This window comes from Natrononativus sp. DTA114, assembly GCF_059736515.1.
Window position 1 is genome coordinate 662,317 of sequence record NZ_JCASSN010000001.1, and the last position, 23,313, is coordinate 685,629.

The window sequence follows — 23,313 nt, forward strand, 5'->3', positions numbered from 1 at the left end:
GATGCGGATCAGGCCGCTTCTTCGCGTCTCGAACGTTCGCGGATGACCTCGCGAAGCTCTTCGGGCTCGCGCATCTCGGCGAGCTCCTCGCGTTCGACCAGCGCCGTGCCCTCGATGGAGTCGCGGTTGGCCTTGTCGACGAAGTAGACCGAGCGGGTGTGAGCGACCCGGCCGATCGAGCCCATGATCCGGGCCCGTTTTTCGGCGGCCTTCGTTAGCTGGGAGTTGCCCGTGAGGACGACGTCGTCGTCCTCCTCTTCGTCCTCACTAACCGCCTTGAACGGCGAGCGAAGCGTGGGGTGGACTCTGAACCCGGCACGAGTGAGCACCGTGACGACCTCCTCGTCGTCCGGATCGGCATCGGGGTCGTCCGGCGTCGGCTCGCTCTGGTGGACCTCGTCGGCGCCGTCGAGGACGTCGACCGGACTCGTGAGTTCGGTATCGAACAGCTCCTCCAGGGCCATCGCCACCTCGATCGAGGCGTTCATCCCGTCCTCGTACTTCGAGACGGTTCGCCGGGAGACGCCGAGTTCGCCGGCGAGTTGGCCGAGACTCAGCTCGCGGCCCTCGCGCTCGTCGGCGAGCAGGTCGCCGTCGATGTTGACGTACAGCCCGCCGGGTGCCGCGTAGATCAGCGGTGGAACGTCCTCGATGAAGAGGTTGTAGGCGGTGTCGGGACTCAGTGCGGGCACGCCGTGGCGGAAGTAGACGACGTCGGGTTTCAGGTCCTCGTCGCGGCTTCGCAGCCCGATGACGAGCGGTGTCGCCCGCAGGTAGCTCCCGAGTCGGCGCATCTCGTGGCCGGTCGCCTCGTTGAACGCGTCGACGTTACCCAGTATCTTCACGAGCAACAGGTCGCCTCCCCGCCGAGCGGCGACGTCGAAGCTCTTCGGTCGGATCGCACACCGGTCACTAACCGTAAACCCCGCGTCCTCGAGCATCGCGGTGACGTTTCCGACCAGTGCGGTCCGGGACATAGGGAAAAGTAAGCGACTCCTGATATAAGAAGGTTTCTCTGGTTGTGCGGCGTGCAGTCTTGCGGTTTTCGGCCTGCGGGGGAACATACTTATATACCATCATCCGCTCCGCCTCCCGAAACCCGTTACTCCCTCGAGGAGCAACGATCGAACGATGACCGTCGTCGGACTGGACGATACCGACTCCCGCGAACGAGGAATGTGCACCACGTACGTCGCCGCGCAGATCGCCGACCGTCTCGCCGACCACGGCCGTGTGGAGCGGCTCCTGCTCGTCCGACTCAACCCCGCTGTCGAGTACAAGACGCGCGGGAACGCGGCGCTGGCGATCCACACGGAGTGTGATTCCGAGGTCGCGTTCGATATCGCTCGAGAGACGCTCGAGTCCCTCGCCGAGACGGCCGACGAGCGGACGAACCCCGGACTCGTCGTCGCCGATCACGCCGCGGAGGGCGCTCCAGACGCCGTCCGAGCGTTCGCGGCTCGGGCGGTTCGCGAGCACCTCGAGATCGCCGACGCCGAAGCGTTGCTCGAGTCCGCAGCGTACCGAAGCTGGGGGGCCGGAAACGGTCGCGGGCGGATCGGTGCGCTCGCCGCAGTCGGGAGCCCGCTCGCGTTCGACGACTGGACCTGGGAGTGCATCTCCTACCGGGAGCCGGACCGGTGGGGGACGCCGCGTGCGGTCGACGCCGAGAGCGTCTTCGCGGCGGCCGACGCCGGCTATCCCGACGTCTGGGACACCGTCGACCGCGGCGAGAACGAACTGGTCTGCGTGCCACACACGCCCGGTCCGATCCTCCACGGGATCCGCGGCGACGATCCTGGCGCCGTTCGGGAGGCCGCAGAGATGATCGAGAGCGAACCGGTCGCGACGCGGCAGCTGTTCATGACTAACCAGGGAACCGACGCTCACCTCCGCGAGGGCCCGCTCTCGGAACTCGAAGACGACCGGGCCTACCGGGTCGACGGCCGGGTCGTCGGCGCGCCGGAAACCCGCCGCGGCGGCCACGTTTTCGTCGAAATCGCCGCCGAAGACGCGCGTGTCGAAACCGGAGAGACGCTTCTCGAGTGCGCCGCCTTCGAGCCGACCAAGCGGTTTCGCGACCGGGTTCGCTCGCTACGGGAGGGTGACCGGCTCACGGTCTGTGGCGAGGTGTCGCGGGGAACGCTGAAACTCGAGAAGTTCGCCGTTCGCGACCTGGTGACCACAGAGCGGGTGACGCCGACCTGTCCGGACTGCGGACGGACGATGAAAAGTGCCGGACGCGGTCAGGGCTACCGCTGTCGGGGCTGTAAAACGGTCGCGGCCGAGAAGGATCGTGTGGAACTCGAGCGAGATCTCGAGCGAGGCTGGTACGAGGTGCCACCGTGTGCGCGGCGACACATCGCGAAGCCGCTGGTTCGCGGCGGGTTCGGTGGCCTGACCCATCCGGAGCGGTGACGGGGGTTGGCGCGGCCCTCGCGGGCTACGGAAGACTCACGCCGTGGCGAGTGAGGAACTGACTCGCCTGCTTGATCTCGACCGGGCTGCCGATGATCCGACAGTACCCCTCACACTCCTCGAAGATCGTGACCATGAACTCGTCGTCGAGTTGTGACTCGAGGCCTCTGATTGCGTCTTCCGGGAGAACGATCTGGGTGCTGTCACGCAGCCGCGACGGGTCTGGCATTACGTACGATCGAATGATGTGTTCCCCGTCGTTTATGTGTGTCGAAGTCGGGTCGGTCGGTGGTGAACGCCCCGCTGCTGCCGCCGCATGGAAAGGGTTTTTCGATACGAACGGCAGAGTGTAGGTAAATGGGGCTCGAGGAGGAGATCCAGGAGATCGAAGACGAGATCGCCAGCACGCCCTACAACAAGTCGACGGAGGCCCACATCGGCCGACTGAAGTCGAAGCTCGCCGAGAAAAAGGAGAAACTCGAGAACCAGTCCTCGGCGGGCGGCGGCACCGGCTACTCCGTCGAGAAGACGGGCGACGCGACGGTCGCACTCGTCGGATTTCCGAGCGTCGGCAAGTCCTCGCTGTTGAACTCACTGACCAACGCCGAGAGCGAGACCGGCGAGTACGAGTTCACCACGCTGGACGTCAACCCGGGGATGTGCAAACACCGAGGGGCGAACATTCAGTTGCTCGACGTGCCGGGACTGATCCAGGGCGCGGCCACGGGAAAAGGCGACGGGAAGCAGGTGCTCGCGGTCGTTCGCAACGCCGACCTCATCCTGTTCGTGCTCTCGGTGTTCGAGATCGACCAGTACGACCGGCTGCAGGAGGAGCTGTACGACATCAACATCCGGGTCGACCAGGAGCCGCCGCGGGTGACGGTTCGTCCGAAGATCAAAGACGGGATCAAGGTCACCTCGAGTGCAGACCAGGATCTCGACGAGGGGACGATCAAGGAGGTGCTGCGCGACCAGGGATACGTCAACGCCGACCTCAATCTCGGCGAGAAAGTGAGCATCGACCGGCTCATCGACGGGCTGATGGAGAACCGCGAGTACATTCCCTCGATCACCTGCGTCAACAAGGTCGACCTGATCAATCCGGAGTACAAAGAAGACGTCGACGCCCAGCTCGCAGAGCGCGGCCTCGACCCCGGGGAGGTGACGTTCATCAGCGCCGAGGCCGAGAAGGGCCTCGAGGCGCTCAAAGACCGGATGTGGGACAACCTCGACCTGATCCGGGTGTACATGGACAAACCCGGCCGCGGCGTCGACTACGAGGAGCCGCTGATGCTCGAGCGCGGGGCGACGATCGAGGACGCAGTCGGGAAACTCGGTGGCGAGTTCGAGGAACGCTTTCGCTTCGCCCGCGTCTCGGGGCCGAGCGCGACCCACGACGAACAGCAAGTGGGCGATCAGCACGTCCTCGAGGACGAAGACGTCCTGAAGCTGATTTTACGGCGGTGACCGACGCCGACGGGGGCTCGTCCGCCGACCCGGACGCCCATTCGACACCGGCTGTTGCCGGTACTCGACGTTCCGTGCTCCGGTGGCTCGCGTTGCTCTCCCCGCTGATCGTCCCCTGGGTAGTGATCCGAACCGCGGAGACGACGCTGCTTTTTCCGTGGGGCACCCTCGTCGTCGAGAGCGGCCAGTTAACGCCAATTTCAGCGTTTCTCGACCAGCCCGGACCGACGCCCGAGCATATCGAACGGTGGCCACTCGGCGCCGCCTGCTATGCGTTCGCACTGTGCTGGGCGGCGACCCGCCGATTCGGCACCGACCAGCGGGTGACCGCCGGACTGTTCGCCCTTGTCGCGATCGTCGTGCTGTCGGTCGCCTCGGGGTTCGGCGTCGACCCGAACAGAACCGCGATACCGCTCGGCGCGATTCACGCGCTCGCACTTGCGGGCTGGGTGTACCTCGGGAGATGATCGTGACTGTCGCCGAAAGTCGAACCCGGACGGCACTCCGACCCTGTGTCGCGACTCAGAACGACGTGGGTAATCCCTCGGCCTCGAGAGCCTCTTTTGCGCTTGGTACGTCCGCATACAGCGTCTCGAGTTCGTCACATAGTTCGGTGTACTTCGCCGATCCGTCGAGTTGTGCCTTCGAAACGTACGATTCGATATCGTCGCGCTTCGATGCCAGGGCAAGCAACCGCTGTGTGTCCGAGTCGTACGTTCTACGGCGGTGCAGACTCTGGAGGAGGCCCCGGAGCTCCTCGGGATCGGTTACCGGCTTCGTCTGGTAGAGATCGTAGTCGACGTCGAGCATCTCGAGGCCGGGTTCGTTCGCCGAGATCATCGCGGCCCGGCAGTCGAACTCGCTGTCCCGAATCGTCGAAATAACCTCTTCGCCGCAGTGGCCCGGCATCTGGCGGTCGAGGACGGCGATATCCACCGATTCGTCGAGAAGATCCATCGCCTCGTTACCGGAGTAGGCGGTCCGGGTAGTGTAGGTTCCCTCGAGCCAGGACGCGTAGACGTCGGTGAGCTGTCGTTCGTCGTCCGCTATCAGCACTGTTGCGTCTGTTTGGGGCCGGTCTTGAGCGGCATCAAGAGAGTCAGAGAGCCGATTAGATGAGCCGTTCACTGACACAATTCTACAGAGAACCACCTCATAAAGTGTCCTCTTCCGTGCAGGCGCTCCCGCCGTATTCCGTCCGTTCACGCCGCGCAATAGTCTGGCAAGGGGTACTTGAACGGTCAGATATCCACTCTTTCACCGGCCATTACCCGTCGAGTATCGCCGTCCGCCGGCGTCCACTCCTGTCAATGACCGATCCGGCTCGGGATTGATGTGATTATTTATGAGACAATTAGTGATTCTGGTCGGGGCGCTCGCCACGATTTTCGTTATCGATAGGCATGGAGGCCGGTTGGACACCGCGCGAAACCAGACAGAATTCTGTCACCGTCAGGTGGGGACGAGCCATTTTCGCCGGGTGCTTTCTCTCGAAAGCCGTCGGTTAGCGGCTTGATGTGTGTTGATTAATAATAAATTTTATACCTAGAGTTATGTTATTCCCTGACGTTTATTATCGCATGTCAGAGTTTGGGGCGCTGTCGCTCGTTCCGCCGTTGCTCGCGATCGTACTGGCAATCGTCACGAGACGACCGATCCTGTCGATCTTTCTCGGAATCTGGTCGGGCGGGGTGATCTACACCGGGAGCCTCGGGCTCGGCCAGACGTTCACCTGGATCGTAGAATCCATCGCCGACATCTTCCACGCCCAGATCCTGCTTTTCACCCTGCTGCTCGGTTCGGGTGTCGCACTCATCTGGCGACTCGGGGGCGCAACTGCGGTGAGAAACTGGGCAACTGCCCGCCTCGAGACCCAGCGAAACACCGGCCTGGTCACGTGGGGGCTCGGGCTCGCGATGTTCTTCGACGACTACGCGAACACGGCGATCGTCGGCAGCACGATGCGCGAGATCTCCGATCAGATGCGCATCTCGCGGGAGAAACTCTCCTACATCGTCGACTCGACGGCCGCACCGGTGGCGACGATCGCGCTCTCGAGCTGGGTCGCGTTTCAGCTGTCGATGATCGAGGCGGGGTACGACGAACTCGACGTCGCGGAAGGGGAGACCCCCGGCGCGTTCGCGACGTTTGCTCAATCGATTCCGTACAACACCTACGCACTGCTCGCGATCGTCATGGTCGCGATCATCGTCTACACGCGCCGGGATTACGGGGAGATGCTCGACGCGGAACACCGCTCCTGGAAGACCGGAAACGTCAGCCGGGAGGACGCCACGCCGCTCCAGGAAGTCGAGTCGGATCTCGGCGCGCCGATCGAGGATCGGCCGATGCTGCGAACGTTCTTCACGCCGGTCGTCGTGTTGATCGTCGTCACCCTTGCGGGAGCGTTCTGGACGGGATACCAAGAGTGGATCGAGGACCAACTCGAGGAGGGAGCGTCGACCGACCTCGGGACCGTGATGGGGGAGGAGGGCACGTTGCAGGTACTCGTCGACGTCATCGGCGCCGGCGACTTCGCCGCGGCACTCGTCTGGGGCTCGTTCGCGATGGTATTCACCGCCATCGTCATCGGGCTCGCCTACGACCTGTTCGACCTCGGCGACGGGATGGATACCGTCATCGACGGCTTCGGCATCATGCTCACCGCGGTGACGATCCTCGTGCTCGCGTGGTCGATCAGCGCGGTCGCCGAGGCCGTCGGAACCGGCGACTACGTCGCTGGCGTCGCAGAGGGGGTCGTTTCGGCCGAACTGCTACCGATCGTCGTGCTGTTCGTCGCCGCGTTCATCGCGTTCACGATGGGGTCGTCGTGGGCGACCATGGGGATCGTTACCCCGATCGCGATCCGCGTCGCATACGAACTGACCGGGACGTTCGAACTAATGCCGATTATCGTCGGCGCGGTGTTCTCCGGGGCGATCTTCGGCGATCACACCTCACCGATCTCGGACACCTCCGTCCTCTCTTCGACGTTCACCGGCGCGGACCTGATCGATCACGTCCGGACGCAGTTTTACTACGCGACGACCGTGATCGTCGTCGTCACCCTCTGTTATGCGCTCTACGGCTACCTCAACGTCCCGCCGGTGGTCTTCCTGCCACTCGGCGTGCTGTTGCTGGTCGGACTCGTCTACGGCCTCTCGGAACTCGACGCCCGGCGCAAGGGCGTCGATCCGATCGCCTCCCGGACCGAGCCCGGAACCGAAGAGGCGCGGACCGATCGCACTGCCTCGACCGGTAGCGGCGGGGAGTGACCACGGACCGTTTCGAACCGAACCGGTGACTCGCGGCCGCAGTAGCCGCCTCCGCTATCCTTTTGCCGCCGGCGACTGAGGTTCTGACCATGCACGCGACGCTCGACCATGTCATGATGCGCGTCGAAGACCTCGAGGAGTCACTCGAGTGGTACCAGAACCACCTGGACTTCGAGGAGAAGGGACGCTGGGAGGCGGAGACGTTCACCAACGTCTACCTCGCCCCCGAAAACGTCCACGACGACGGCGCGATGCTCGAGTTGACCTACAACCATGGCGACAACAGCTACGAGATGGGCGACGCCTGGGGTCACATCGCGGTTCGCGTCCCCGAGGGCGAACTCGAGGACGCCTACGAGGGGCTAATGGAGGCGGGCGTCGAGGACTACCGCGACCCCGAGTCCTGTGGCGGTCGCTACGCGTTCGTGAAGGACCCCGACGGCCACGAGATCGAGATCGTCCAACGCGACGAGGGCGCCCGCTGGTCGATCGACCACACCATGATCCGCGTCGAGGACGCCGACGAGGCGATCGGCTTCTGGACCCGGAAGTTCGAGTACGAACACACCGGCCGCTGGGAGTCGGATTCGTTCGCGAACTACTTCCTGAAGCCCGAGGACGCCGCTCCCGAGGAGATGGCCGTCGAACTTACCTACAACTACGACGGCCGCTCCTACGACCTCGGCGACGCCTGGGGACACCTCTGTGTCCGCGCCGACGACCTCCAGGACGACTGGGAGACGCTGATGGAGCGCGAGGCTGACGAGTATCGGGATCCGGAGTCCTGTGACAACAACTACGCCTTCACGAAGGACCAGGACGGCCACGAGATCGAGATCCTCGAGCGGGAGTAGTCCGCGAGCGGAGCGAGCGGCTTTTTGCTCCAGATTGTTGCGCGAGTGGTGGCTGACCGGCAGGAAGAAACGCGACCGGAAAGAGTGGCAGTCGACAGCTACGAAATCGAGGTCCTCGAGCGGGAATATTTCTCGGCCATTCGACTCCGATCATCCGGTTGCGGCGTTCAACAACGGTCAGCGAAACCATGTCGATCCCGTACCAGAGTCGACGAGCGTCCGTTTCAGCGAGTCCCCCCTCGAGTTGTAGACCACCCTCCTCGTCGGGCGACCGGGATCTTCCCCCTCGTAGCGGGCGATCTGTCCGGTCCGAGATGCACCTCGTCTGTATACCCTCGTTCGTCTAGTCGCCGAGCAGCGGTCATCGATTTTTCCGCTTCGTGTTCGGATCGCTCGTAACCCCTAACAGTAGTCTGTAACTCGGTAACAGTAGTTTCCCATCTGTGAGAAACGGGTGTGCTCGACGGTCGTGTCCGGTCAGCTGGCTCTGTGAGCGGGTGGAAGTAACGTAAAGACGGGGAGCGCTGTGTGACTGCCGCATCATATTAAAAGGACTGACATACACTATCACCAATATTTATATCTTATTGGAATTACCAGTAGTTGTATCATGCAGGACAAAGAACGCGACTGGAACCGACGAACAGTGCTGAAAGCGAGCGGACTCGGTGCGGTCGGCCTGGGTATGGGGACCGTAACCGCCAGCGGATCGAACAGTAAACTTACGGCGGACTTCGACAAAACCCGGATTGCTGTGCGGGGGTTCGACTTCTCGAAAGCGGAAAGAGAGAGGCTCCCCAAGATAGACTCCGACGTCGATCGGCTGGAGGACGCGGATCTTGCCGTGTTCACTCCGGGAACGTTTCCGGCACACGAACGGCTGATCGACCTGCTCAACGGCGGGACTGGCGTGGCACTCGCCGGGCGGGACGCGTCGCGGACGTTCCTCGCCGAACTCGAGGACGTCACGGGGGTAGCGCAACTCAGAGAGAACCCAGATCGGCCGAGCGTGAGTTCGACGAAACTCGACGACTCCTACGGAATCACTATCTCACCGAACACGGGTCGAAGTGAAGTCATGATGCTGGCTTCACGGCCGGAAGCCGGCCGCACTGTCTCTGCTCGCGGACAGATCGGTGTGACGAACGGTGCCGGGGTACCCGGTGACGGTCGGTTCTTCGAAGAGGCTCTCTCGGTGTACGAAAAGAGCTACCTCGAACGGGAAAACGAGCCCACGATCGCTTCGGCGTTCGACGACCAAGCCGAAGTGAGCAACTACTACGAAAACTGTAACGGCGGTGAGCTCCAGACGTACGTCGTCGCAAAGCAGGACCGAGCTGCTCAGGATATCGTGTTCGAGAGCCCGACTCATCTCACACCGAGCCGGGACGACGGTAGCAACTGTGATCTGAGCTATCGGCGCAACTCCGAATTCGAGCACAAGGTGATCCTTCCCTTCTCGGGGAGTATGCGTTCGTACAGTCCCGGTGGAACGGAAACGCAGCAGTCGATTTCGTACACGCTGTCGACTGACAGCGCGTCGATCAGTCGCAGTTACGACATTCCGATGGTCGAGGTCGAACCGAGCTTTAATTCGGTCGACGACTGGGCGATGTGGGACTGCGACATCAACAGCGACTCCGTTTATGCCGATAACGCGTGGCATCCCCACCCGAGTACGGTGTGTACGTTCGACAGCGAGAAGTCGGGCGTTTGGTACGACCAAGAACTGTCCGTCAAGTGGTCGCGAACGTGGGGAACGAACAGTTACCTCGATGAAACCGAATACAACTGGCTGTCGTTCTGAGTGATGTGCTCGCCGTCGTAAACGACGAGGACCTTCGAGAGATCGAAGCTCTCTCGTAATCACGACTCTTCTTTCGAGCCCTCATGTCCGAATTTCTTGGACCGGTCACGCCGCGCCGACGGACCCGTACTGACGAGCGTCGGCGCAAGCCGCCGGTAGAAACGGGCCGGGAGTCTCAGGTACGCGCGTCTCGTGTGACGTGAGCTTTCGCGTAGACCGTCAACGCTTCCTCGAGAAATCGATCGTCTCCCGGCGAATCGGCGGCAATCTGGCCTCGAGCGGACGTCATCGGGTCCCGACCGGGAACCACCATCACGACCTCGTTCCGGCCGGTTTCCGGCGAGAGCGTGATCCCGTACGACCCGTCCAGTTCACCGTCGCCACTGTCGTCGCGTCCTCGCAGCGAATCCGAGACGTCGCGTTCGGGGATATCGTGCAGTTCGGCAAGGTACGCTCGAGACGCGTCCCGTCCGGCGAGTGCCACGCCAGTCCCGCCGTTGAGCAGGTCGATCAGCCGTTCGTGTGCCGGGAACTCGCTCCGTGTGACGATCGCTAGCGCTGCCTCCTCCAGTCGATCCACGTCGGAGTGGGTTTTCGGGAGTCGCGCGGTTTCCGCCTCGGAGAGATCGAATCCTCGAATCACCATCTTCGTATCCTCGAGTGCTGCTACGATCTCCGGGTCCTCGAGCACTGCCGGCGTCTCGTCGTCCGAACCGCCGACGAAACCCGCCTTGCTGCCGGCGAAAACGCTCGTGGCAAAAACGGCCCCGCCGCCGACAACGAACGCACCCGATCTGAGAACCGTTCGTCGGGTCGTTCCGCGAGTGTGTGGTTTCTCGTCCATACGTGTCAAATATACTACCGCGAATATAAATCTCCGGTAGTGATGGCCAACCGACATAGATCCAAAAACCGCGGACGTGTGCGCCAACCCCACTCGACGCAAACAGGCACGGTACGCTCAACACGACGAATGTGTTCTCCTTCCACACCGAATATCGGTTCGAGTACGATGACGAAACCAGGACGATACTCGAGCAGTTCGGTACCGATCAGATCACCGTCAACGAATCGAAAACCATCGAATATCTCCGTTCTCACGCTGACGAGAGTAACCTCGTGGGCGAGAGTGAACAGTCGCGCGACGACTGTATCCGGTCTGGGCTGGACGAACCAACCGGTGACTCGTCTACCCCGAGCGATTAACCGCAGTCGGGACTGATACTCTGCATATGACGACCGGGGAAGGTACAGAGTCCGGTTCCCCGCTCGATGAAGTGATGGACGACATCCGACGAGAACTCTTCCAGCGAGTGGCAGCGGCAGACCGGGACTCGAATCGAGAGATCTACAACGCACTCGAAAACGAGTAACGCGCCACGGCACCCGTGTTATCAGTTCGTGCTCACGATCTTGATCACGTCGCCTTCCTCGAGTTCGTACCCATCACCCACCTCCCGGCTCGTTTTTGCGTTGACGGCGTGGAGGTAGCCGTCGCCGATATCGGAGTGGACGGCGTAGGCCAGATCGACGGGCGTCGACCCCTGTGGGAGGAGAAATGCGTCGGGGAGGACGTTCCCGGTGCCGTCGGTCCACTTCGAGGCGTCCTGGACCGGGTAGGCGGTGAGGTGCTCGAGGAGTTCGTACACGGCGTAGTCGAGGGCACCCTGGACGCCAGTGCCGCCCCACTCGGCCATCGTCGCCTCGAGCCCCTCGAGTGCCTCCCGCTGGGCGTCGCTCACGTCGCCGATTTCCAGGCTCTCGTCGCCGGGATCGTACTCGACTAACCCCCCTTCTGCCGCCCGACGGAGCGCGAGCTCGCCCTCCGCGGTGGTTGGAATCACGGGCTTGTCGAGTTCCAGCAGGCGCTCGACGTTCTCGGCGGGCGCGACGTCGATCTTGTTGGCCGCGACGACGATCGGTTTCGTGCGCTGGCGAATCTCGCGGGCCAGCGCCTCGCGGTGATCGTCCTCCCACTGGAGGGGGTCTTCTGGGTAGTCGATCTCCCGCAGGGTGCGGGCGACGTCGGTCGGGGAAGCGCCGAACCCGGTCAGCATCTCCGCGAGCGCGTCGTCGATATCGAAGCCGGGCGAACGCGACTGGCGCTCGATCGTCTCCCAGTTGCGGTCGACGATTCCCGCGAGCCAGAGGTCCATCTCCTCTTCGACGAAGTCGATGTCCTCGAGCGGGTCGTGCTCGCCGATCTCGACGGGTTCGCCCTTCTCGTTGGTTCCGCCGGAGGCGTCGATCACGTTGACGATCACGTCGGCGTTGGTGAGTTCGTCGAGGAACTGGTTGCCAAGCCCCTTCCCCTCGTGGGCGCCCGGGACGAGGCCAGCAACGTCCAGTAACTCGATCGGGACGTAGCGCTTCCCGTCGTGGCAGTTCTCGTTGCCACAGCGCTCCTCGCGCTCGAGGCAGGGACACTCGGTGCGGACGTGGCTCACCCCCCGGTTGGCGTCGATCGTGGTGAAGGGGTAGTTGGCGACGTCCACCTCGGCCATCGTCGCCGCGGTGTAGAACGTGGACTTGCCGGCGTTTGGCTTCCCGGCAAGCGCGATCGAGAGCATAGCTTCCCGTTACTCCGTTCGGGAAAACTGTCTTTCGGTTCCTCGAGTGGCGGCCGCGATGGTCGTCGGAACTCGGTTTCGGGCCGAACGCGTGGCAGCGTCCGGACGAGCGACGCCCCCTTCATCTGAAGGCTGCACACTCTTCCAGAGCCTTACCGCACCCGCGAGTATGCAGTACGACGACTTCATCGGCGAGGTCCAACACCGCGCACAGCTCGACTCTCGAGAGGCAGCGCTGAGCGCCAGCCGAGCGACGCTCACGACGCTCTCGGAGCGAATCGACTCCGGCCAGGCCGACAACCTGGCGGCGCAGTTGCCCGAGGAACTGGGTCGACACCTCGAGATGGTCGACGACGTCGAGCGCTTCGACTTCGAGGCGTTCGTCGATCGGGTCGCGGAGCGCGAGGAGATCGGCGAGGACGATCCGGCCGATGCCGCCTTCCACGCACAGGTGGTCGTCGACCTCGTTTCGGAGGCGGTCGAGGGCGGGACGCTCGAGGACGTTCGCACGCAACTCCCGACAGACGAGGGGTACGATCAGCTGTTTGAGATCGAAGAACAGGAGGAGAGTCCGGCCTGAGAGAGGTGGTCGCGAGTTGTTAGCGGTTCACAGCTCCAGCGCCATCATCACTTCGTCGACGTAGTGGCCGTTCATTTTGTAGTGGTCCTCGCGGACGGCTTCGGTTTCCCAGCCGTGGCTCTCGAGGAACGCGATCGCCTCCTCGTTGGTCGAGGGGACGCTGTTGTACACCTTCTCGTAGCCGTTCGAACCGGCCCACTCGAGCCCGCGCGAGAGCAGGTGCGAGCCGATGCCGTGGCCCCGGTACTCCTCGATGACGCCGACGGTGAGCTCTGCCGTGTGAGCGAGCTTGTCGAGTTCGGGACCCCTGAGGTGGACCCAGCCAACCACTTCGCGGTTGACCGTCGCGACGAAGAACATTCGCGCCTCGAGTTCGTTGTACCGGAGCAAGGCGTTCTCGTGATCGATCTCGTCGGCGACGCTCTCGGCGACGATGTAGGTCTTCTCCTCTGCGACCTGCCGGATCGCGCCGACGATCCCCGAGAGGTCCTCCTGGCGGGCGGGGCGGATGTGGAACTCGAGGTCCTCGGAGACGTACTCCTCTTCGGCACCCGCGTCGATCGTGACCCGGAGGGTCCCGTTTTCGACCTCGAGGCGGCCGTCGCGTTTCAGGATCGCGACGTGATGGCGGAAGCCGCCGGGATCGATCCCCAGACGCTCCTGGACATCCTCCGGATCGACCGCGCCGTGGCGTTCGACGTACTCGTAGATTCGCTTGCGGTCCTCGTGTCCGAACTCGTGCTCCTCGGCGAATGCCATGGCATGGTATACCCACCCACAACACTTAATCCTTGTCCGGTTTCGCTCGTCCTCACTTAATGTCCGAACACGTGAATCCGTGCGGGTTTGTTGAGTCAGTCTAACTAACCCGTACGTGGTGGCTGTGAACCAACGGATTGATAGGCGACTCCTCGAACGAAACGGTACCTCGAGCGAACGATGATCGGACCGGACGCACTCCTCGCCGGCTGTGCACTCGCCCTCGCAGTGGCCGGCGGCCTCGTCGCCCACGAGTGGTCCCACGCGCTGGCGCTCAAACTCGCCCGCGTCGAGTACACCGTCTCCTACTTCCCCGACCGCACCGACGGCGTGCTCGCCATGCTGGCGAGCTGTCCCTGGGCCGCCGTCCACCCGGAGCCGACCGGCCAGGAGCCCCCGTGGATCCTCCGTCTCGCGGCGATGATGCCGCTCGTCCTGGCCCTCCCTGTCCTCGCCCTCGGCGCGACCGGTTCGCTCCCGACCGATCACGTCGCCGGCACCGCCTTCGCCATCGGCTGGCTCGCCTGTACCATCCCGAGCCCCCAGGACTTCTCGGTCGCCTTCTACGCCCACCGGGCGCTCGAGGGAACCGCGCTGGCCGACGCCCGTCCGCGATAGCAGAATCCACAGCCAACGACCGTTCACCCGCGAAAAGAGCCTTTCTAACGACGATCGTTCATTCAGAAACGGACGTTTTCGATCGGCGCTCGGGCACCCGTGTCAGCAGCTGTGCCGTGTCGAAGACGTTCCGCGTCTCGAGCAACAGTTCTGCCGCCTCTCGAACCGTAAACTCCGCCTCGAGCGCCACACCGTGACACCGGGCGTAGAGTTCGAGCCAGTCGTTCATCGCGCCCTCGAGCGCCGCGAACTCCGCCTCCGAGAACGGCACCAGCCGACCGCCGGTGCGGGCCTCGAGGTAGAGCCAGATCGCGGGTCCCGCGCCCTCGCGCAGGTACTCCCTGGCGTCCGCCGGCGCGGCCTCGTCTGTGTCGAACGCCTCGCGGTCGCGTTCGGCGCGGCGCTCGAGGGCGGCGATTCGGGGGCCGTACCGGCTCATTCCTCAGCCCTCGCGGAACTCGACGCCCTTGCCGCCGCGGGGGTGTTCCCACTCGGTGTCGGCGACGATTGCGCAGGTGCCACACTCCACGCAGGGCTGGGTGTCCAGGCTGACGAGTGTCTCCTCGCTGCCGTTGGTTTTCACCGTCTCGGCGCGGTAGCAGCCCCCGCCGAACTCCTCGGCGCTGACGGGGCAGGCGTAGACGGCCGCCCCGCTGGCCTCGAAGGACTCGTCGCGCAGTCGGATGTGGGGGTTGCCGATGTCCGTGTCGTAGGTCAGGTCGCCGATGCGCTCCTCGAGGCTCGGCGGCTCGACCTCGCTCTCCCAGTGGACCGACCGGCCGTGTTCCTCGCCGATGACCGACGGGAGGGTGACGTACCCGGTAGCGGTGTCGGGCAGCATCGAGACGAGGAACGGGGAGTTGTACGCCCGCTTGAGCAGCCGGCTCGCGATGGGGTTGCCGACCGCGACGCCGCCGACTCGCGACTCGAGAACGGTATCGACGACCTGCGTCACGCGATCGCGCTCGCCGACGGTGCGGGCGAGGTCGTACCGGCGCGGACGAAGTTTCTTCATCGTGCCGCTGTTCTCGAGCATCTCCGTGTACCGCCGCCCCGCGGCCTCGGGGTCGGCGTTACCCCGGGAGACGGCGAACGCGTCTGCGGCGAGCGCCCCGGCGGTGACGGCGTGGTTCATCCCCTTGATGATCGGCCCCTGGGCCTGCATCTGGCCGCCGGCGTCGCCGACGAGCACCAGTCGGTCGCGGTAGGGCTCGCGGTGAGCGACCTTCTTCGAGTCGGGGACGAGTTTGGCCGAGTACTCCCGCTCGTCGTACTCGTCGCGGAGCCACTGGGCGAGCAGCGGGTGAGTGAGCAGCGCGTCGAGCAGTTCGTGCGGTTCGGCCTGCTCCTCGACGAGGCTATCGAGGTGGAAGACGGTCCCGATCGAGAGGCTCTCCTCGTTCGTATAGAGGAAGCCGCCGCCCCGGACGTCCGAGAAGAGGTCGCCCGAGAACAGGTGGGCGACGCCTTCGTCCTCGCCGATCGAGAACCGATCGTCGATCGCGTCGGGCTCCATGTCGACGACCGCCTTGACGCCCTGGAACCACTCGTCGGGCTCCTCCCAGTCCATCAGTCCCGCGTCGCGAGCGAGTTCGGAGTTGACGCCGTCCGCGGCGACGATCAGGTCGGCCGTGATGGGGTCGAGTTCGTCGCAGGTGACCCCCACGATCTCGCCGTTTTCCCGGAGGAGGCCGTTCACCCGCACGTCGGTGAGCACGCCGCCGCCGGTCTCGCTCGTCTTCTCGTGGACCCGGTCCTCGAGCCACGAGTCCATCGGCCGGCGAAGAACGGCGTCACACCAGTCGGTGTCGTGTTCGTGGAGATCCGTCAAATCGTAGGTCTTGACCTTGTTCCCGGCGATGTTGTGGATGTAGTAGTCGGTGATCGGCCGCTCGCCGGCCTCCTCGCGGAAGTCGGGGAACAGATCGTCGACCGTGTAGGGTGCGGACTCCTCGGCGTAGATCAATCCCCCGGAGACGTTCTTCGAGCCGGCCTCGACGCCCCGTTCCAGAACGAGCGTCTCGACCCCGTGATCCGCGAGGCGTGCCGCTGCGGCGGCGCCGCCCGGCCCGCAGCCGACCACGATCGCCTCGTAGTGTTCGTACTCACCAGTTTCGGCGCTCATCAGTCCTCACCTCCGTCGGCCGCGACGAGATCCAGTTCGCCCGATTCGACCGCCGCCGTGAACTGTGGCAACACCTCGAAGAGGTCTCCCTCGATGAAGTAGTCGCTGAAGTCTCTGATCCGTGCATCCGTATCTGTGTTGATCGTCACGATGGTATCCGACTCGTCCATGCCGACTTTGTGCTGGACCGCCCCGGAGACCCCCGCGGCGATGTAGAGACCGGGGGCGACGACCTGCCCCGTCTCGCCGATCTGGCGCTCCTCCTTCGAGTACTGCTCGACGTGGCCCTCGAACTGGTAGGAGGAGGTAACGATTCCACGCGTGATGCCGAGGGCGGCGTCGTCGAAGGCGTCGACCAGCTCGAGGCCGAGCTCCATCCCCTTCGTCGGGTCGTCACCGATCCCGCGGCCGAGACAGACGACGACCTCGTGACCCGTGAGATCGATGCCCTCCTCGAGCTGGTCGTGTTCGGTGATCTCGACGCGGAACCAGTCGTCGTCGAGCTCCATGTCGTGTTCGACGACGAGCCCGTCGCGATCGTGATCGGGCTCGAGCGGCTCGAAGCTGCCCGGAATCACCGAGGCCCCCTGCGGGTGGAAGTCCCGGTCGGGGTTGTCCAGACAGAGGATCGTCGAGTACTCGAAGCCGGAGAAGTCCGGCCGCTTCATGTGGAGTACCCGCTCGAACGTCTTCTTGACGCCCGGCTCGCCCGTCTTCACGGGGTTCGAGATCTCGGTGGCCTCGATGAAGAGGTCAGAACAGTCCGAGGCGAGCCCGGAGTCGAGTTCGGCCTGGACCTTCGCCGAGAGGTCGCGACCGTTGTTCGTCGCCGGGAAGAGAACGTACCGCGGCTTGTCGTACTCGCGCCAGTCCGTGCTCTCGGCGCTGCCCTCGCCGCGGGCCATGTGCGCCGTAATTTCGGTGTATGGTTTGTGCAGGAACCGTTCTAACCTCCGGTCGTCGTGGTAGACGGCGACGTCCGCCCCGTAGGCGATGCACTCCTCGGCCAGCCCCTCGCAGTCGTCGCCGATGACGAACGCGACGACCCGTTCCTCGGAGTCGTACTCCTCGGCGTAGTCGTCCATCAGCTCGCGGGCCTTCCCGAGCATCTCCTTCGAGACCTCGAGCAGTTCGCCCTGCTGGGTCTCACAGAACACCCACATGTCCTCGTAGTGGCCGCCGTCGAGCGCCCGAACGTGGCGCTTGTCGCGGCTGTCGGCCATCTCGTCGTCCTCCTCGGCGGCTTCGTCGGCCTCGCCAGTCTCTCCTTCGTCGGGTTCCGTTTCCTCGACCTCCTCGCCCTCGGCCTCCTCGCCGACCTCCTCTTTCGTCTCCTCGTACTCGCCTTCGGTGTCGTCGTCGGTCTCTGCGCCCTCGCCCTCGAGGGCTTCGATCCGCTTGTGGACCGCCTCGCGGGCCGTCTTTCGGTCCTGGCCGGCGCGTTCGGCCTCGAGGACGGCGTTCAGTTCATCGACGTCGTCAATGGTGGCGAGTTCCTCGATCAGTTCGGAAACCGTGTTGTCGCTGGGATCGACCATCTCAGTCACCCCCCGCGAACGCGTGCATCTCCTCGAGCACCTCGCTCATCCCCTCCTCGTCCTCGGGTTGGATCATCGTCGCCTCCCGCTCGGAGGGCGCCTTGGGGATCGGGTCGACCGAGGAGACGATTGTCGGCGAGCCGTCGAGGCCGATGTAGTCCGGATCGAGGTTCAGATCCTCGTGATCCCAGGTCGTCATGTGATCGTCGTGGTCGGCCGCCCGCTCTTCGGTTTCCGCCCGGAGTCGCTTGTGAGTGAGCCGGTGGGCGGCCTTGCGGTACGTCGGCGAGAACTCCGGATCCGCGACGATCATACAGGGCAACGGCGCCTCGACGGTCTCGATCTCGTCCACGTCGCCCTCGACGAGCCGTTTCGCCCGCAGGGTGCGCTCGTCGGGGTCGATATCAAGCGCGAGGACGTGGGTGATGATCGGCCACTCGAGCCCCCAGCACGTCTGAGGACCGGTGTGGCCGGTCTCGCCGTCGGCGGTCTTGAAGCCGGCGAAGACGAGGTCGACGTCGGCGACCTCCTCCTGGTACTTCTCGACGGCCGAACAGAGCGTGATCGCCGTCGCCCAGGTGTCCGAAGCGGCGAACTCCCGATCGGAGAGGAGGTAGCTGTCGTCGGTGTACACCGACTCCATCGCCTCCTCAAGCACGCTCGTATACCCCGGCGGCCCCATGCACATGCCCGAGACGTGCCCGCCGTGGCGAACCCGCGTCTGGAGGGCTGCCTCGAGGGCGAAGGCATCGTTCGGGTTCAGTACTGTGGGGGTTTTCCCCCGCTCCAGGTGTCCGTCCTCGTCGAAGGAAACCGCTCCCTCGGAGAAGTCGGGAACGCCTTTCATCAGCGCTATCGATCGCATGGCCACCTCCCGCACCACTGGCGACACTGTGGTATGGTTGCTCGTCCCATGTTCACGTCACCCTATCGTAACTAGGACTATTAAGGATGTGGGTGAAAATCGCCGGGAGCGACGGGATTGCCGGTATCGTTACTCGAGTTCGCGGTCGGTCGTCGCCATCGTAATCTCGCCGCTCGCTCGCATCGTCCCGTCGACTTCGGCGCCCGGGCCGAGCGTGAGGTCCTCGCAGGAGACGTCGCCGAGGACGCGGACGTCGGGGCCGAGACGAACGGAGCCGTCCCGAGTCGTCAGGTCGCCGTGGATCACCGTCTCGTCGCCGACGGAAACCGCACCGCGAGCGCGCAGGCTCCCGAAAACGTCACAGCCGGCTCCGACGTCGATCGATTCGGCGCGGACGTTGCCGTGAAGCCGGCAGTCGTCGCCGATCGTCGCGGGCTCGGAGACGCGCCAGGCGTCGTCGTTGACCGTCGCGTTTCGGGGAATCACGAGCGGGTCGGCGTCGACGTCGTCGTCCCCTTCGTCGACCATCTGCGAGATGAGCGCCTGGGCGGCGTCCTCTTCGCCGAGCAGTAACAGGTGTTTGAGATAGACGAACAGGAAGACGATCGTCGGCATCGGGTTGCGGATGACGATCCAGCCGTTGGCCTCGAACCCGTCCTCGATGTCGACGTCGTCGCCGATGTCGAGGTCGCCGGCAACCTTCAGTTTGCCGGCGATGTGTACTCGCTCGCCGAGATAGGCGTTCTCCCCGACGAGGACGTTTCCGTCGACGTCACACCACATGTCGAGTCGGCACTCGCCTTCCGCTTCGATCGCACCGCCGAACCGGACGCCTTCGCCCGCCAGAACGTTTCGGCCACGCACCCCGAACTCGATGGTCGAGCGGGCGCCGATGAGGACGTCACCGTCGGTGACGAGGTCACGTTCCTGGGCTTCGGTCCCGGCGGGAATGCGCAGTTCGTCGAGCGGATCGCTGCTAAAGGCCACAGTCACACCCATTTCGACGCCCTCGTAATAAACTTCGCGTGACCGCCTGCCGGCCATTGGCACCCCCTGGTCGCTCGAGGCGACGGCTTCCCGACCGACGACTGCCAGCGACGACAGCCGTCCCGTTTTTATCGTCCTGTCCCGTACGAACCGCCATGACGACCCTCGCGTTCGACGACGACGGTGTTGACGTCGTCTACGAAGGTACCGAGTTCCGCCTCGATCGGGAACTCATCGAGGAAGCGACCGAAAAGCCCTACCACAACGTAACCGACCACGAGGTCCTGAAGATCGTCGCCAAACAGCCCGACCTCCAGGGCGAACCCCAGCGAGTCGGCGACATTCTCCGCTAACCCGGCCGGCGGTCGCCGGCCGGTTCTGACCCGGTCGGCCGCTCCGGATCGAACGCCCGCGAGCGACCGCGCCAGCGCTCGTCCTGGCTCGAGCGCGTATCGACGTAGACCTCGACCCCGTTTCCGTCGGGGTCGTCGAAGTACAGCGCTTTGCTGATGCCGTGATCGACGGGTGAGACCGAGATTCCGCTCTCGCGCAGGCCGTCGTACACCGCGGCGATGGCAGCGCCGTCGGCCACCTCGAATGCGACGTGATACAGTCCGACGCCGTCGTCAGCCGGCGGGGCGTCGCGCCCGAGTTCCCGCAGAGCGAGGTCGTGGTGGGCTTCGCCGCCGGAGAGGAACGCGAACGGCCCGACTCGCTCCGTTACCTCGAGTCCGAGGTGGGTCGTGTAGAAGTCTATCGCCCGCTCGACGTCGCGGACGGTGAGGTGGACGTGCCCGAGTGTCGCCGGTGAACGCATACGACACCATCGGCGTCCGTCGAGATAAGACCGCGGGCACCTGTAGGAGGCGTTGAACGTCAGTGCACACCCGGTTACGATCATCGGCGGCCAGCCTCGTCGCGGAGGCCGAGGCTGGCCGCTCAGCTGTGGCCGGGTGTAACCCGTTTCGACGACTACTATATCAGCTCACGGTACTCCTCGAATGCGAACGCGGACGATCTCCGCACCGGCGGTTACGTCCGGCCGTCGCGGTCGCGATCGTACCGATCCGCGGCGGACTCGAAGCCGAACTCGTCCATCTCGCGGCCGCGTCGCTCCTCGAGGGCGGCGGTCGCCTCCGGGTCGGGGGCGACGTCGTCGGTGAGTCGCGCCCAGGAGGTGTGGACCTTCGCGTGACACCACCGACAGAGGTAGATCGTGATCTCGTGGCTGAGCGTCCGGCCGTCGGCGGATTCCTCGGCGTTCCCTTCCGCTGCCGGACGCGTCCCATCGCTGTAGGAGAGGTGGTGTTCCTCGAGCAGCGGCCGCTCGCTCGAGTGAGCGACCCGTTTCTCCTCGAGCCCACACCGGGCGCACTCCCGATCCCGGTTCCGCGATCGGAAGTGCGGGCAGTCCGCCCACGTCCAGTCTTCGTCCGTGTCGGGGTCGACGACCGGACAGGCGTACTCTTCGGCCGCCCGTTCGCGAGCGAACTCGGGGTCGTGTTCGTAGTGGTCGAAGGCGTACCGACAGGTTCCCTCGCCCGTCAGGTGGTCGCAGAGGCCGGCGAACTCGTAGGGATCGTCGACGCCGACCGAGGTTCCGCGGGGAGTTTTCTCCATCGCTATCGCTCGCGGTGGTGTTCGGGCGCAGTGAATTTCAACGGTACGGTCGGCTCCGAGACGCTGACCCGGTACCCGGCGCGTGCTGACTGGTCGAAAAAACCGCAGACAGCCTTTAGACGGCCTATGGCGTACCTCTATGTGGTGAGATAGCAATGAGCACAGCAAACAAGGACGTCGTCCGTCGGTACTACGAGGAGGCCTTCAACGAGGGGCGCACCGACCTGCTCGAGGAACTGATCGCGGACGACGTCGTCAACCACGACCCCGTCTCGGACGAGTCGCTCACGCCGGCGGAGGCGCGAGGGTTCGAGGGGTTCGTTCGGCACGTCGAAACCGCCCGGAAGGCCTTTCCAGACGCCACGGTGACGATCGAGGACATGATCGCCGAAGACGATTCGGTCTTCGTCCGGTTCGTCTTCGAGGGAACGCACGAGGGGCGGTTCGCGGGGTTCGAACCCACCGGTAACCGGGTCAGGGGAACGAACATGGTCCTCATGCGACTCGCGGACGGCAAGATCGTCGAGCGCTGGGAGGAGTCGGACAGTCTGGAGCTCCTCGAGCAACTCGAGATGGTCCCCTCGTGGGAGGGCCGTACGCGGAAGGCCGCGTGAGACGCTCGATCGAAGCGAGCGGTACCAGCAGAGCGGTACCAGACTACCGTCGAACGCGGGGCCGACGGCACACTTTTTGACCCCGACTCGACGAACGGCGGCGAGCGCGGGCGGCAGGCGAGGCGGCGGGTGAGAGCGAAGCGGCGGTGACGAACTCACTCGCGCTCCGGGACCGGACGGGGGACTCGTCTCTCGCCGACGGGACGGTAACGATAGTAACGGATGTACCGTTACCGTCGTCGCCGCTCGTTCTTCGGGTGATGGACATCCGGTCGGACGTCGCTCGAGGGGAGCGCGATCGAATCCCGAGCGTTTCAACGCGCACGCGGGCCGTTCTCGAGGCCCTGATCGTCACCGTCCTCTGGTCGTCGTCGTACGTGTTGATCACGGTCGGTCTCGAGGAAATTCCGGCACTCACTTTCGCGGGGTTACGGTACGGGATCGCCGCGCTCGTCCTGCTGGCGCCGTTTCTGCGCCGTGGCGAACACCGGTCGATCCGACGGCTCGATCGGCGGGGTCTCGCCACCCTCCTGCTCCTGGGCGTCTGTCTGTACGCCGTCACGCAGGGCGCACAGTTCCTCGCCCTCCGATACCTGCCCGCGGCGACCGTCAGCCTCGCTCTGACATTCACCCCCGTCGTCGTCGCGCTGATCGGCGTGTCGCTGCTCGGAGCGGCCGTGTCGCGTCGGCAGTGGCTTCGGATAGGGGTGCTGTTCGTCGGCGTCGGGCTCTACTTCTACCCCTTCGATTTCGGCCCGCTCGCGCTCGTCGGCCTCGGAACGCTCGCAGTCGGCCTTCTCTCGAACGCCCTCGGCTCGCTTCTCGGCCGGCGGGCAAACCGCGGCGGCGACCTCTCCGCACTCGCCGTGACGACGGTCAGCATGGGCGTCGGCTCGGTCCTCCTCCTCGCGACCGGTATCACCGTCCAGGGGGTGCCGTCGCTGAGCCTTCGGAGTTGGCTCATCGTTCTCTGGCTGGCCGTCGTCAACACGGCCGTCGCGTTTACCCTCTGGAACCGGACGCTGCAGACGCTCTCGGCCACCGAATCGAGCGTGATCAACAACACGATGCTCGGGCAGGTGGCTCTCCTGGGATGGCTGTTCCTCGGCGAGGCCCTCTCGCCCCTCGAGATCGTCGGGGTGGCGGTGGTGCTGGGAGGGGCGCTGTGGGGGCAGACTCGAGAACGGTAACGACAGTATCGGACCGTTTTTACTAC

Annotated in this window: 25 protein-coding genes; 12 read left to right on the top strand and 13 right to left on the bottom strand. The window is 64.5% G+C overall.

From position 1 onward, the window contains the following. Positions 1 to 8: 8 nt before the first annotated feature. The gene (locus AC6I6S_RS03500) at positions 9 to 977 is read right to left on the bottom strand and encodes a transcriptional regulator (RefSeq protein WP_497948344.1); all 969 of its coding nucleotides are present in this window, start codon (positions 975 to 977) and stop codon (positions 9 to 11) included. 154 nt (positions 978 to 1,131) lie between these two features. Between AC6I6S_RS03500 and AC6I6S_RS03505 the strand changes: the two genes are divergently transcribed. Beyond that, positions 1,132 to 2,418: a TiaS agmantine-binding domain-containing protein gene (locus tag AC6I6S_RS03505; RefSeq protein WP_497948345.1), complete on the top strand. Its 1,287-nt coding sequence runs from the start codon at positions 1,132 to 1,134 to the stop codon at positions 2,416 to 2,418. A 25-nt stretch (positions 2,419 to 2,443) separates the two neighbouring features. Here the strand turns inward: AC6I6S_RS03505 and AC6I6S_RS03510 are convergent, their stop codons facing one another. Beyond that, positions 2,444 to 2,647 (bottom strand): VNG_1110C family protein, encoded by a 204-nt coding sequence (locus AC6I6S_RS03510; RefSeq protein WP_497948346.1) that lies wholly within the window; start codon positions 2,645 to 2,647, stop codon positions 2,444 to 2,446. A 128-nt stretch (positions 2,648 to 2,775) separates the two neighbouring features. Between AC6I6S_RS03510 and AC6I6S_RS03515 the strand changes: the two genes are divergently transcribed. Both AC6I6S_RS03515 and AC6I6S_RS03520 read left to right on the top strand, forming a co-directional pair. Further along, on the top strand, positions 2,776 to 3,885 hold the full coding sequence (locus AC6I6S_RS03515) for an OBG GTPase family GTP-binding protein (RefSeq protein ID WP_497948347.1): 1,110 nt from the start codon (positions 2,776 to 2,778) through the stop codon (positions 3,883 to 3,885). Next, the gene (locus AC6I6S_RS03520; protein WP_497948348.1) at positions 3,882 to 4,352 is read left to right on the top strand and encodes a TIGR04206 family protein; all 471 of its coding nucleotides are present in this window, start codon (positions 3,882 to 3,884) and stop codon (positions 4,350 to 4,352) included. Before AC6I6S_RS03515 ends, AC6I6S_RS03520 begins: the two co-directional genes overlap by 4 nt. 55 nt (positions 4,353 to 4,407) lie before the next feature. On the opposite strand, the gene AC6I6S_RS03525 is transcribed toward AC6I6S_RS03520, so the two are convergent. Beyond that, a complete protein-coding gene (locus AC6I6S_RS03525; RefSeq protein ID WP_497948349.1) occupies positions 4,408 to 4,941 on the bottom strand; it encodes a response regulator in 534 nt (177 codons plus the stop codon). Positions 4,942 to 5,465: 524 nt separating this feature from the next. Between AC6I6S_RS03525 and AC6I6S_RS03530 the strand changes: the two genes are divergently transcribed. From AC6I6S_RS03530 to AC6I6S_RS03540, 3 genes are all read left to right on the top strand, one after another. Further along, the gene (locus AC6I6S_RS03530; protein ID WP_497948350.1) at positions 5,466 to 7,160 is read left to right on the top strand and encodes a Na+/H+ antiporter NhaC family protein; all 1,695 of its coding nucleotides are present in this window, start codon (positions 5,466 to 5,468) and stop codon (positions 7,158 to 7,160) included. An 89-nt stretch (positions 7,161 to 7,249) separates the two neighbouring features. Beyond that, entirely contained in the window at positions 7,250 to 8,014 is a 765-nt protein-coding gene (locus tag AC6I6S_RS03535; protein ID WP_497948352.1) for a VOC family protein, read from the top strand. A gap of 610 nt (positions 8,015 to 8,624) precedes the next feature. Further along, complete coding sequence (locus tag AC6I6S_RS03540) at positions 8,625 to 9,821, top strand: hypothetical protein (RefSeq protein ID WP_497948353.1); 1,197 nt, start codon at positions 8,625 to 8,627, stop codon at positions 9,819 to 9,821. A 175-nt stretch (positions 9,822 to 9,996) separates the two neighbouring features. Here the strand turns inward: AC6I6S_RS03540 and AC6I6S_RS03545 are convergent, their stop codons facing one another. After that, positions 9,997 to 10,665: a hypothetical protein gene (locus AC6I6S_RS03545; RefSeq protein ID WP_497948354.1), complete on the bottom strand. Its 669-nt coding sequence runs from the start codon at positions 10,663 to 10,665 to the stop codon at positions 9,997 to 9,999. 388 nt (positions 10,666 to 11,053) lie between these two features. On the opposite strand from AC6I6S_RS03545, the gene AC6I6S_RS03550 reads away from it, so the two are divergent. Continuing rightward, a complete protein-coding gene (locus AC6I6S_RS03550) occupies positions 11,054 to 11,194 on the top strand; it encodes a hypothetical protein (protein WP_497948355.1) in 141 nt (46 codons plus the stop codon). 21 nt (positions 11,195 to 11,215) lie between these two features. On the opposite strand, the gene AC6I6S_RS03555 is transcribed toward AC6I6S_RS03550, so the two are convergent. Further along, positions 11,216 to 12,391: a redox-regulated ATPase YchF gene (locus AC6I6S_RS03555; RefSeq protein ID WP_497948356.1), complete on the bottom strand. Its 1,176-nt coding sequence runs from the start codon at positions 12,389 to 12,391 to the stop codon at positions 11,216 to 11,218. Between the two features lie 169 nt (positions 12,392 to 12,560). Between AC6I6S_RS03555 and AC6I6S_RS03560 the strand changes: the two genes are divergently transcribed. Continuing rightward, positions 12,561 to 12,971, top strand: coding sequence for a DUF2267 domain-containing protein (locus AC6I6S_RS03560; RefSeq protein WP_497948357.1), 411 nt, complete (start codon positions 12,561 to 12,563; stop codon positions 12,969 to 12,971). Between the two features lie 27 nt (positions 12,972 to 12,998). On the opposite strand, the gene AC6I6S_RS03565 is transcribed toward AC6I6S_RS03560, so the two are convergent. After that, positions 12,999 to 13,730, bottom strand: a complete 732-nt coding sequence (locus AC6I6S_RS03565; RefSeq protein WP_497948358.1) for a GNAT family N-acetyltransferase — start codon at positions 13,728 to 13,730, stop codon at positions 12,999 to 13,001. Positions 13,731 to 13,910: 180 nt separating this feature from the next. On the opposite strand from AC6I6S_RS03565, the gene AC6I6S_RS03570 reads away from it, so the two are divergent. Then, positions 13,911 to 14,348, top strand: a complete 438-nt coding sequence (locus tag AC6I6S_RS03570; protein WP_497948359.1) for a hypothetical protein — start codon at positions 13,911 to 13,913, stop codon at positions 14,346 to 14,348. A gap of 58 nt (positions 14,349 to 14,406) precedes the next feature. Here the strand turns inward: AC6I6S_RS03570 and AC6I6S_RS03575 are convergent, their stop codons facing one another. The 5 genes from AC6I6S_RS03575 to AC6I6S_RS03595 form a co-directional block, all read right to left on the bottom strand. Continuing rightward, positions 14,407 to 14,787: a DUF8055 family protein gene (locus AC6I6S_RS03575; protein WP_497948360.1), complete on the bottom strand. Its 381-nt coding sequence runs from the start codon at positions 14,785 to 14,787 to the stop codon at positions 14,407 to 14,409. Positions 14,788 to 14,790: 3 nt separating this feature from the next. Further along, positions 14,791 to 16,473 (bottom strand): flavoprotein, encoded by a 1,683-nt coding sequence (locus AC6I6S_RS03580; protein WP_497948361.1) that lies wholly within the window; start codon positions 16,471 to 16,473, stop codon positions 14,791 to 14,793. Further along, complete coding sequence (locus tag AC6I6S_RS03585; protein WP_497948362.1) at positions 16,473 to 18,011, bottom strand: electron transfer flavoprotein subunit alpha/FixB family protein; 1,539 nt, start codon at positions 18,009 to 18,011, stop codon at positions 16,473 to 16,475. The genes AC6I6S_RS03580 and AC6I6S_RS03585 overlap by 1 nt, the downstream gene beginning before the upstream one ends. A 1-nt stretch (position 18,012) precedes the next feature. Beyond that, complete coding sequence (locus AC6I6S_RS03590; RefSeq protein WP_497948363.1) at positions 18,013 to 18,876, bottom strand: electron transfer flavoprotein subunit beta/FixA family protein; 864 nt, start codon at positions 18,874 to 18,876, stop codon at positions 18,013 to 18,015. Between the two features lie 129 nt (positions 18,877 to 19,005). After that, complete coding sequence (locus AC6I6S_RS03595) at positions 19,006 to 19,863, bottom strand: acyltransferase (RefSeq protein WP_497948364.1); 858 nt, start codon at positions 19,861 to 19,863, stop codon at positions 19,006 to 19,008. A 155-nt stretch (positions 19,864 to 20,018) separates the two neighbouring features. Between AC6I6S_RS03595 and AC6I6S_RS03600 the strand changes: the two genes are divergently transcribed. Continuing rightward, a complete protein-coding gene (locus tag AC6I6S_RS03600) occupies positions 20,019 to 20,216 on the top strand; it encodes a DUF5800 family protein (protein WP_497948365.1) in 198 nt (65 codons plus the stop codon). Here the strand turns inward: AC6I6S_RS03600 and AC6I6S_RS03605 are convergent. Both AC6I6S_RS03605 and AC6I6S_RS03610 read right to left on the bottom strand, forming a co-directional pair. After that, positions 20,213 to 20,680 (bottom strand): VOC family protein, encoded by a 468-nt coding sequence (locus AC6I6S_RS03605; RefSeq protein ID WP_497948366.1) that lies wholly within the window; start codon positions 20,678 to 20,680, stop codon positions 20,213 to 20,215. The two genes, AC6I6S_RS03600 and AC6I6S_RS03605, sit on opposite strands and share 4 nt — an antisense overlap. A gap of 215 nt (positions 20,681 to 20,895) precedes the next feature. Further along, positions 20,896 to 21,483, bottom strand: coding sequence for a DUF7097 family protein (locus tag AC6I6S_RS03610; RefSeq protein ID WP_497948367.1), 588 nt, complete (start codon positions 21,481 to 21,483; stop codon positions 20,896 to 20,898). Between the two features lie 155 nt (positions 21,484 to 21,638). Here AC6I6S_RS03610 and AC6I6S_RS03615 point away from each other — a divergent pair, with 155 nt between their 5' ends. Together AC6I6S_RS03615 and AC6I6S_RS03620 are read left to right on the top strand one after the other, a co-directional pair. Further along, entirely contained in the window at positions 21,639 to 22,097 is a 459-nt protein-coding gene (locus tag AC6I6S_RS03615; RefSeq protein ID WP_497948368.1) for an ester cyclase, read from the top strand. 260 nt (positions 22,098 to 22,357) lie between these two features. Beyond that, complete coding sequence (locus AC6I6S_RS03620; protein ID WP_497948369.1) at positions 22,358 to 23,287, top strand: DMT family transporter; 930 nt, start codon at positions 22,358 to 22,360, stop codon at positions 23,285 to 23,287. The last annotated feature ends 26 nt before the right edge of the window (positions 23,288 to 23,313 follow it).